11 protein-coding genes and 1 pseudogene are annotated in these 9429 nt (G+C 52.0%); 5 read left to right on the top strand and 7 right to left on the bottom strand.

The window, feature by feature from the left end; genetic code table 11:
- Positions 1-112: 112 nt before the first annotated feature.
- The 4 genes from ABYW01_RS07255 to ABYW01_RS07240 are packed head-to-tail and all read right to left on the bottom strand — an operon-like array spanning position 113 to position 3079.
- A complete protein-coding gene (locus ABYW01_RS07255; RefSeq protein WP_372831818.1) occupies positions 113-766 on the bottom strand; it encodes a response regulator in 654 nt (217 codons plus the stop codon).
- A complete protein-coding gene (locus tag ABYW01_RS07250; protein ID WP_372831817.1) occupies positions 763-2025 on the bottom strand; it encodes a histidine kinase in 1263 nt (420 codons plus the stop codon). The genes ABYW01_RS07255 and ABYW01_RS07250 overlap by 4 nt, the downstream gene beginning before the upstream one ends.
- Before the next feature lie 4 nt (positions 2026-2029).
- A complete protein-coding gene (locus ABYW01_RS07245; protein WP_372831816.1) occupies positions 2030-2599 on the bottom strand; it encodes a hypothetical protein in 570 nt (189 codons plus the stop codon).
- A 45-nt stretch (positions 2600-2644) separates the two neighbouring features.
- Positions 2645-3079, bottom strand: a complete 435-nt coding sequence (locus ABYW01_RS07240) for a copper-binding protein (protein ID WP_372831815.1) — start codon at positions 3077-3079, stop codon at positions 2645-2647.
- Positions 3080-3246: 167 nt separating this feature from the next.
- On the opposite strand from ABYW01_RS07240, the gene ABYW01_RS07235 reads away from it, so the two are divergent.
- The 5 genes from ABYW01_RS07235 (at position 3247) to ABYW01_RS07215 (ending at position 7809) form a co-directional block, all read left to right on the top strand.
- The gene (locus ABYW01_RS07235) at positions 3247-4428 is read left to right on the top strand and encodes an ABC transporter substrate-binding protein (protein WP_372831814.1); all 1182 of its coding nucleotides are present in this window, start codon (positions 3247-3249) and stop codon (positions 4426-4428) included.
- Positions 4429-4458: 30 nt separating this feature from the next.
- A complete protein-coding gene (locus ABYW01_RS07230) occupies positions 4459-5445 on the top strand; it encodes a YVTN family beta-propeller repeat protein (protein WP_372831813.1) in 987 nt (328 codons plus the stop codon).
- A 17-nt stretch (positions 5446-5462) separates the two neighbouring features.
- The gene (locus tag ABYW01_RS07225; RefSeq protein WP_372831812.1) at positions 5463-6194 is read left to right on the top strand and encodes an ABC transporter ATP-binding protein; all 732 of its coding nucleotides are present in this window, start codon (positions 5463-5465) and stop codon (positions 6192-6194) included.
- Positions 6194-7036 carry an ABC transporter permease gene (locus ABYW01_RS07220; protein WP_372831811.1) on the top strand — a complete coding sequence of 281 codons (843 nt, stop codon included), beginning with the start codon at positions 6194-6196 and terminating at the stop codon, positions 7034-7036. Before ABYW01_RS07225 ends, ABYW01_RS07220 begins: the two co-directional genes overlap by 1 nt.
- Before the next feature lie 176 nt (positions 7037-7212).
- A complete protein-coding gene (locus ABYW01_RS07215; protein ID WP_372831810.1) occupies positions 7213-7809 on the top strand; it encodes a peptidylprolyl isomerase in 597 nt (198 codons plus the stop codon).
- A gap of 87 nt (positions 7810-7896) precedes the next feature.
- On the opposite strand, the gene sigZ is transcribed toward ABYW01_RS07215, so the two are convergent.
- From sigZ to ABYW01_RS07200, 3 genes and pseudogenes are all read right to left on the bottom strand, one after another.
- Complete coding sequence (sigZ, locus tag ABYW01_RS07210; protein ID WP_372831809.1) at positions 7897-8454, bottom strand: RNA polymerase sigma factor SigZ; 558 nt, start codon at positions 8452-8454, stop codon at positions 7897-7899.
- A 57-nt stretch (positions 8455-8511) separates the two neighbouring features.
- Complete coding sequence (locus tag ABYW01_RS07205; RefSeq protein ID WP_372831808.1) at positions 8512-9216, bottom strand: glutathione S-transferase family protein; 705 nt, start codon at positions 9214-9216, stop codon at positions 8512-8514.
- A 23-nt stretch (positions 9217-9239) separates the two neighbouring features.
- Positions 9240-9429: pseudogene (locus ABYW01_RS07200) on the bottom strand (hypothetical protein); the annotation flags it as partial.

The raw sequence follows: 9429 nt of genomic DNA, 5'->3' as shown, positions 1-9429 counted from the left end.
GCGTACGGAGCAACCAGAGACCGTCCCGCCAAAAAAAACAGATTATAACCTATTGAATTTAAATAAATTTATCAAAACAAGAATCGTGCACCGAACAAACTCAAAATACCGATTAACGCCCTACTTCCGGTGAAACCTTTATCACTCCGGTCTCAATCGCCAGATGTACCAGCTCCGTAGTAGAGTCCACTTCCAGCTTACTCTTGAGCATCGCGGTATAATTCGATACGGTTTTTGCGCTGATAGAGAGTTGCTCCGCAACCGCTTTCACACTGAAGCCGCGCGCCAGCATCACAAACACCTCAAACTCACGCTGAGTCATATCCTGCAGGCGTTGATCAGAAACCGTCTTCGGTTGCTGACGCATTGCCAGCCGCATCGCCAGCGCGTGTTCCACATAGATCTGACCGACCGCCACGTTGCGTACCGCTTCAATCAGCACCTCAGGGGAACTGCTTTTGGTGATATACCCCAAAGCCCCGCAGTCCAGCGCCTGCTGCACCATCGGCATCTCATCGTACATGCTGAAAAACAGGATACGCGCATCAGGATCTCGCTTTAAAATACGACGCGCGGTTTCGATGCCACTGATCCCCGGCAGATTAATATCCAGAATCATCATATCCGGCTGGTGCGCAACACACCGCATACAGGCTTCTTCGCCACTTTCCGCTTCGACCACCTCACAGGGATCAAGCATCACAGACAACAAACTGGCATACCCCTGTCGCACCACTGCGTGGTCATCAGTAATCAGAATCTTCATGGTGCCTCCACAGGCATGCTCAATGATATTTTGGTACCGCCGCCAGACACCGACTCCAGCTGCAGCACACCACCCAGATAACGCGCCCGCTCATGCATCGAGCGCATACCAATACCCGGCATCGACTGCGGCATCAAACCGCAGCCGTTATCGATCACCCTTAACTGCAATCGGGGTCCGTTGAGTACCAGTGAAAGCTCTGCCGTCGTCGCCTGTGCATGCCGGGTCACGTTATGCAACGCTTCCTGTACCAGACGATAGACATGACCGGCGCGCTCAGGTTCTAATTCAGGAAGAGTTTGGGCCATCTCAAGATTCACCGGAATACCGCTGCTTTCCTGCCACTGTTCGGCGAGATTGCACAGCGCATCTTTCAGACCTAACTGATGCAAAATAACAGGATGCAGATCCCGGATAAGATGGCGGAAGCTTTTCTGCATCTCATCGCAGTGTCCCACGATCCGTTCCGCCGTTTTCTCGACCACCTGTTGCTGATCCGCCGCCTGACAAATCATATAGGCCTGCGCCCGGATGCCCGTCACATACTGGCCCAGATCATCGTGTAAGGTATGGGCCAAGCGGGTGCGCTCCGATTCCTGTAACTCCATCAGCTGTTTGGTGAGCTGACGGTTACCGTGCTGTTCCTGCTCCAGTGCTTCTGCCATCCGATTAAAATGATCTGCTAGCTGGTCAGCTTCCGGCATCGAGTAATGCTGTAAGCGGGTACAGAACCGCCCACTCTTTTCCTGCTCCAGAGTTTCCAGAATCTGGCTGATCGGTTTCATCCCCTGACGCACCCCCCAGAAGATCATCAGGTTGGACAGCAATGCTCCACCCAGAAATAAGCCAGCCAGCATCAATGCTGACTCCCATACCTCATCAATTTCATCATCCGGCATCGCCACCACATACAACAGCTCACCGTTCATGAGCGGGTAGCGCCATGGACGCGCAACAAACGCACCTTTCGGTTGCAACAGATCAGAGAACCACGCGGGCACATCGTTATCCCGGTCATACGCAGTAGGCAGATGATTGAGATAGAAATGGATATGGCGGGTGTTACCGTTGAGCAACGGCTGTAAACGGGAAGGATCGTATTGAGCCGCTTCAATCATCTGCTCAGCAAAGTGGATACTGGCACCGATCTCGCGTTCGATATCTTTTTCACCCTGCCGGATCAGACCAAACAGGGTCAGAACAAAGGCCAGCACAAACACCACGCTGACCAGTAAATTTAAGCGCAACAAACCTTTCAATGGGTTACCTGATGATCAGCTGCGGTAGCCAATGCTCTGCATGATCGGCTTCATACAAGTCATCTTCGGAGATCGGTTTGATGGCGGGATCTTCCGGCGGTGCGGCCAGCACATCCAGATTGGTTTCGTACAAGGTACCCACAATCGGGCCTTCAGGTGGATTCTGCCATTCCAGCTTGTAATACACGCCAAACCACGGATTGATCCCGTAGTCATTGGGGGCCCGGCGGATAAACAGTAACTGATATTCCAGATCAATCAGCTCGCCCTGACGAATCTGCTGCTTGTTTTGATAAGGGTAAGGCAAGTGGCACAGCTGCTGCTTTTCACTTTCCAGACACTTAAACGGCCGCATAGACAAAAACTGATCGCCATAGGGGGCATCGTCCATCTTGACGACCGCACTGTACCCGTCCTGCGTGGGTGACAGCAGCAACTGACCGATGGTCAGCTGCTCACCATTTCCGCCTTGCAACACAATCTGTCGTGACTGCACCGTGTTATCGGCGGATGCCAGCATGCTTACTCCGATGAGCAAACCTGTCCCAATCAAACCTTTGATGGTACGAAACATCGTGCACTCTCCTTTTCGGATCTGAAGTAAACAGCTGACAGGGACTTACTTCACGTTGAATACACCCACCATGCCCTTACCTTCGAGACCTTCCATCTCAAACTCGAACTTGCCCGGTTTAATCGGCACAAAGTAGATCTCCGCTTCGGATGCATCTTCAAACTCCAGTTCTGTCAGGTGAACTGCTTTAATCTCCATACCGCCCGCTTCCACTTTGCGCAGAAAGATTGAGGAGAAGAACTCAGGGGCCTGCATCGCGTATTCTTTCTGGCCATTGGAGATGATCGCCAGTTTGTAGGACTTGCCCGTTTCTAACTGGTACTCCTTCTGCGACATAAAATAATCAGACTCGTCACTGCCCATCACCAGATCCGGCAATTTTTGTGGACGACGGGTCAGATCCCCTGCTGCTTGAGCAACAGACGTAACAGCCATCACACCAGCGAAGCCTGCAATCATTAGGGGTTTAAGGAGACGCATAGATACCTCGGTGTTTTTATTCTTTGAATGACACTACTTATGCTAGAGAGCAGCCACGTTTTAAAAATGGTACTTCGGTACTAATTGTTTCGTACTTTCTTCATATTCCTCCGCTCCTGCTGACCCCCTATGCTGATGTAATAAGAACAATTAGACCGAAGATCCCTATGCTGAAACGTCTGAAAACACCTCTGTTACTCGCCTGCTCCGCGTTACTGCTGAGCAGTACTGCAGCACTGGCGGCCAAACAGCCCCTAACTATTGATGTGGCCTACCTGCAATTCCAACCAGAACGCCCGCCCGCACTGTCCAACGTTCTACCAGAACCTGACGATGCAGGATTAGCCGGTGCAGAGTTAGGCATTAAAGACAGCAATACGACCGGTCGCTTTCTGAAACAGAAATACCAGCTCACAGAAAAAATCAGCACCAGCTCCGAACAAATGCTGCGGGATGGACAAGCCCTTTATGACAGCGGCATCCGCCTGTTTGTGGTCAATATGCCCTCAGCCCAGCTCCAACAGTTTTCAGCGGCTATGGGCAACGATGCGTTGATTTTTAATGCGGGATCTCAAGCCGATGAACTGCGCACGGATGTGTGCCTGAACAACGTTTTACACACCACACCCAGCCGCGCGATGCTGACCGATGCACTGGGTCAGTGGCTCAACGCAAAACGCCTGAAAGAATGGTTACTGATCAGCGGTAACCAACCGGAAGACAAGGCCTACGCTAACGCCATTAAACGCACAGCCAAACGCTTTGGCGCTGAGATCATCGAAGAAAAACAGTGGAGTTTTGATACCGACCTGCGCCGTACGGCACAGAACGAACTGCCACTTTTCACTCAAACCGATGAATACGATGTGGTCGTGGTGGCGGACGAACGCGGCGACTTCGGTGAGTATCTGCTTTACAACACCTGGTATCCACGTCCGATCGCCGGTACTCAGGGATTGACGCCGGTAACCTGGCATCGCGTGGTGGAGCAATGGGGTGCTGCCCAGCTTCAGAGCCGATTCGATAAGTTATCCGAACGCTGGATGACGGGGAAAGACTATGCGGCATGGGCCGGAGTTCGCTCGATTGCCGAGGCGGTTACTCAAACCCGCAGCAACAACGCCACCGAACTGCGCAGCTTTATCCTGTCTGACAAATTTCAGCTGGCTGCGTTTAAGGGCCGCAAGCTCAATTACCGCACCTGGAGTGGCCAGTTACGCCAGACCATTCCGCTAATTCACCCACGCGCAGTGGTTTCCCAGTCACCACAACACGGATTTCTTCACCCGGTGACTGATCTGGACACCCTTGGGTTTGATAAACCCGAAAGCCGCTGCCGTATGCAGTAACTCTGCTGTACTTATTCCCGGAGAGATTTAATGAAAGCCACACAATTTATCCGTTCAGCTTTGCCTGCGGCGATCACCACGACTCTGCTCACCCTCAGCGCCAGCAGCTTTGCAGCCGTGGCCTACGTATCTAACGAAAAGGATGACACCTTGTCGGTCATCGATCTGGACACGATGAAAGTCACCGACACCATCGATGTGGGTCAGCGTCCACGTGGTATCACGTTGTCCAAAGATCACACCAAGCTATACATCTGTGCGTCTGATTCCGACACTGTACAGATCATGAATCTGGCTGATCACAGCATTATCGCCGAACTGCCCTCCGGTGAAGACCCAGAACAGTTTGCCCTGCATCCGAATGACCGCCACCTCTACATCGCCAACGAAGACGATGCACTGGTGACCGTCGTTGATACCGAAACGCAGGACGTGCTGGCACAGATCGATGTGGGTGTTGAGCCTGAAGGTATGGCCGTGAGCCACAACGGTAAATGGGCCGTCAACACCAGCGAAACCACCAACATGGTGCACTGGATCGACACCAGCACCTATGAACTGGTAGACAACACACTGGTGGATCAGCGTCCGCGTCATGTCGAGTTCAACAAAGATGATTCCCTGCTGTGGGCCTCTTCAGAGATCGGCGGCACGGTATCCGTTATCGACACCAGCACCCGTCAGATCATTCAAAAGCTGACCTTTAAAATACCCGGCATTCACCCAGACAAAGTGCAACCTGTCGGCGTGAAACTGACCTCCGATGGCAAATACGCCTTTATCGCATTAGGCCCGGCCAACCATGTGGCCGTCGTGGATGCGAACACCTATGAAGTGCTGGATTACCTGCTAGTTGGTCGCCGTGTCTGGCACATGACGTTCAACGAAGACGAAAGTCAGATGTACACCACCAATGGTGTCAGCGGTGATGTGTCGGTTGTGGACGTGGACAAAATGAAAGTGACGAAATCGATCAAAGTAGGCCGCTACCCTTGGGGTGTTGTGGTTAAACCTTAACTGACAGGTCCGTCTTAATGAGTATTCAGGTCAGCTCCGTTAGCTTTAGCTTTGGCCCCCGTACTGCACTGAACGATCTCAGCTTTGAACTACAAGCGGGTCGTTTCAATGCGCTGCTCGGCCCCAACGGGGCTGGCAAGAGTACTTTGTTCGCCCTGCTCACCCGACTGTACGCCTTACAGAGTGGGGAGATCAGCATCTGCGACCACAGTATCCGACAGCATCCCACTGCCGTGATGCAACAGCTTGGGGTCGTATTCCAGCAAAGCACGCTGGATCTGGACCTGACGGTGGGCCAGAATCTGAAGTACCACGCGTCTCTGCACGGCATCAGTGGTCGTGATGCACAGCAGCGGATGGAAACTGAGCTACAACGCATGGAGATGGCCGATCGGATCAATGACAAAGTCCGTAGCCTGAACGGCGGTCATCGCCGCCGTGTCGAGATCGCCCGTGCGTTAATGCACAACCCAAGCGTGCTGTTATTGGACGAACCAACGGTCGGCCTCGACCCGCAAACCCGCCTTAAACTGAACCAACACGTACGCTCCTTATGTGAAAAACAAGATCTGACTGTCCTCTGGGCCACCCATCTGATTGAAGAGGTTCACGACGAAGACAACGTTTTGATGCTGTTTAAAGGCGAACTTAAGGCGCAGGGTCAGGGCGCCGCAATTTGCGCCAGCCATCAACATGACAACCTCACCCACCTGTTCCATCACCTCAGCGGTGTTGAGGAGGTCGCTTGATGAATAACCGCATGAACATTGAAGCTAAAGCACCGCTCAATAACGCCGCTTACTTCAGCTGCTTTTATGGCATTCTCAGCCGGGAATTCCTGCGTTTTGTCAGCCAGCGCTCGCGCTTCTTCAGCGCTCTGATCCGGCCGCTGCTGTGGTTGGTTGTCTTTGCCGCTGGCTTCCGTGCCGCATTAGGTATCGCAATCATTGAGCCTTACGAAACCTACATCACCTACGAGGTCTACATCGCTCCCGGCCTCTGCTGCATGATCCTGCTGTTTAACGGCATGCAAAGCAGTCTTTCGATGGTTTACGATCGGGAGATGGGCAGCATGCGCGTCTTGCTAATGAGCCCCCTGCCCCGGGGTTTTCTGCTGATCTGTAAGCTCGCTGCCACCGCCCTGATCTCTCTGGCTCAGGTCTATACCTTCCTTGTTATCGCCCTGTTTGTGGGTGTTGATCCACCACTGTTGGGCTATCTGGCGGTGCTACCTGCGCTGATCCTTGTGGCGCTGATGCTCGGCGCATTGGGCCTGTTTATGTCGTCATGGATCAAACAGCTGGAGAACTTCGCCGGAGTGATGAACTTCGTCATCTTCCCGATGTTTTTCCTCTCCTCCGCACTCTATCCCCTGTGGAAAATGCGCGAAGCCAGCGAATGGCTGTACTGGCTGTGTTCAATCAATCCTTTTACCCACGCCACAGAACTGGTGCGCCACGCGCTCTACCTGAAGATGAGCTGGGAAGCATTTGCGATGGTCGCGGGCACAACATTGGTATTTTCAGTGCTGGCGATTAAGGGATTCAACCCACAGCGCGGCATGAAAGCAAAAGGCAAAGGTCCGGCATGAACATAACTTAAAGCGCTTAAAATACTATCTTTATCAGTTAGTTATTAAAACTCGGTCCCACTTTATGTAGTTCCTGGCACGGCTCAAATGGCGTAGCATCCATGCTGCACACCCACCTCAACTGTGGATGTGTATCGCCCAAAAACGGACCGTTCTATCGCTATAGGAATCGAACAATGAAAAAACTCTTTCTGGCACTTATGTTGTTGTGCAGCGCATCTTTTGCTTTTGCGGGCGACGATTTGATCGTCACCAAAAAAGTATTCATGGATATCACCATTGGTGGAAAGAAAGCGGGTCGCATCGAGATTGGCCTCTTCGGTGAAACCGTGCCCAAAACCGCTAACAACTTTTACGCACTGAGCACCGGCGAAAAGGGGTTTGGTTACAAAGGCAGTCAATTCCACCGTGTGATTCAGGACTTCATGCTGCAAGGTGGTGATTTCACGAATGGAGACGGTACCGGCGGTAAATCCATCTATGGCGAACGTTTCCCAGATGAAAACTTCAAACTCTCGCACTTAAGCGCAGGCTGGTTGTCGATGGCCAATGCAGGCCCGGATACAAACGGTTCTCAGTTTTTCATCACGACAGTAAAAACACCGTGGTTGGATGGACGTCATGTGGTGTTCGGCAAGGTATTGGCCGGAATGGATGTTGTGCGCCTAATCGAAAAAACGGCGACGGACTACCGTGATCGCCCGGAAAAAGATGTCGTGATTGCAGACAGTGGCTCTTTGCCGGTGGCTACGCCGTTTTCTGTGAAGCCGTAAGCAAGCAAACGCTAAACATCAGTATCATGCCACGCCGTATTCAGTGCATTGAGCGTGGCATGATACCGATGCTCCATATCCGGTACTTTAGCAACCTCCACACCTCTCCTGCCTCTTCCGGTATTCAACCACCCGACCCTGTCGATCCAGTTCAAGATGACAGCACTGCTCAAACGCCTCACGCAATTTCAGCCGTCCACGCTGCACGCGGGACTTCAGCGTAGAATAACTAACACCTAATTCAGCGGCATACGCTTTCTGCGACCGCCCCTCAATATCTACGGCCAGCAATAGATCAGCGGTTTTTTGCGGTAACGTCCGCACAAATGGCACAACACATTCGCTCAATTGCTGCTCAACATCCGGCTCACTGTGTTCATACCACAGATCAACAGGCTCAGCGTCACGCGCGGCGCCATGCTTGCGATAGAAGTCGATCACGGTGTTATTAGCCAGCTGGAACAGCCAGGGTTTGAGTTTGTCCCGAGCACGCAGACTGCCGATATTACGATGCGTTTTTATCAGGATCTCCTGCAACAGATCCTCCACATCATCGGGATCGGATATCTTTGATTTCAGCATCACCCTTAGACTGCTGCTATAAGCCTGCCAGACCTCTTCGATGTTCAATACATACCTCTTCATGACCTACCCGATGGATCACAAAAGGGGCGTTCCCTGCCCCCCATGCCTCACTTAAGCTTAACAGCAACTATCAGTGGCGCAGGTATTGTTTGCCGGCGCTGATACCTGACAGTTCCGGTTACCCAAAAATGTCTGATCCGACAAATAGAAGCCTGTAAACGCCTCTTCGAAATCAGTTGCCACCGACTTTTCTGCCAATCCGGTAAACAGCAGATGCTGCTGCCAGCGTTTCAGCTTGGGATAACCCGCCAGAAAGTCATAACCCGCATGCCTCTCGATTAACGCCGCCCGATGCAACAACGGTAACCAGGCAATATCCACCATACCAACCTCGTTGGTGTTAAAGAAACGGGCATTACCCAGCTCTTTTTCTATCGAGGCAAAGGCTTTCTCCAGTTTTACGCTGCGTTCATTCAACGTAACTTCATCACCACTGCGTTGCGCACTGCACTGTACCAAGTAGTTTTTGGCGGCCAAGTAACTCCATGCTCGATTAACTGCCTTCTGCTCAGGCGTGAGTGACGAATTCAGCGGTCCGTAGGCATCCTCGATATATTCCACAATCGCATCGGATTCGAACAGAGCCTGACCTGATTCCGTGATCAACACCGGCACCTGCCCGTTCGGAGAGAGATCCAGAAACCACTGAGGTTTGTCTTTAAGACTGATGTATTCAATCTCGTAGGGAAGACCTTTAGCTTCCAGCAGAGCGGTTACGCGTTGAACAAATGGGCAGATCGTAAAGCTAATCACTTTGAGCATGGTGTCTTCTCATGTTGGATGTTTTACCTATAAGACGAGGAGACATCGAAAAAGACGCATTTTTTGAATACTTTCTTCAAAGACCATCTTAAAAAGATGTAAAGAATGATGGCCGGCATTCCGCCGACAAGCGAGCCTGCCATAAGCATGGGCCAGATAATCCTGAATTCTCCGACTGTTCGGGCGATACCCAGGGTGACGGTAATCATGGGT

Source organism: Pontibacterium sp. (assembly GCF_041587635.1).
Classification (GTDB): Bacteria; Pseudomonadota; Gammaproteobacteria; order Pseudomonadales; family Balneatricaceae; genus Pontibacterium.
Note: the sequence above shows the minus strand (reverse complement) of the source record. Positions and strands in the feature narration are given on the sequence as shown.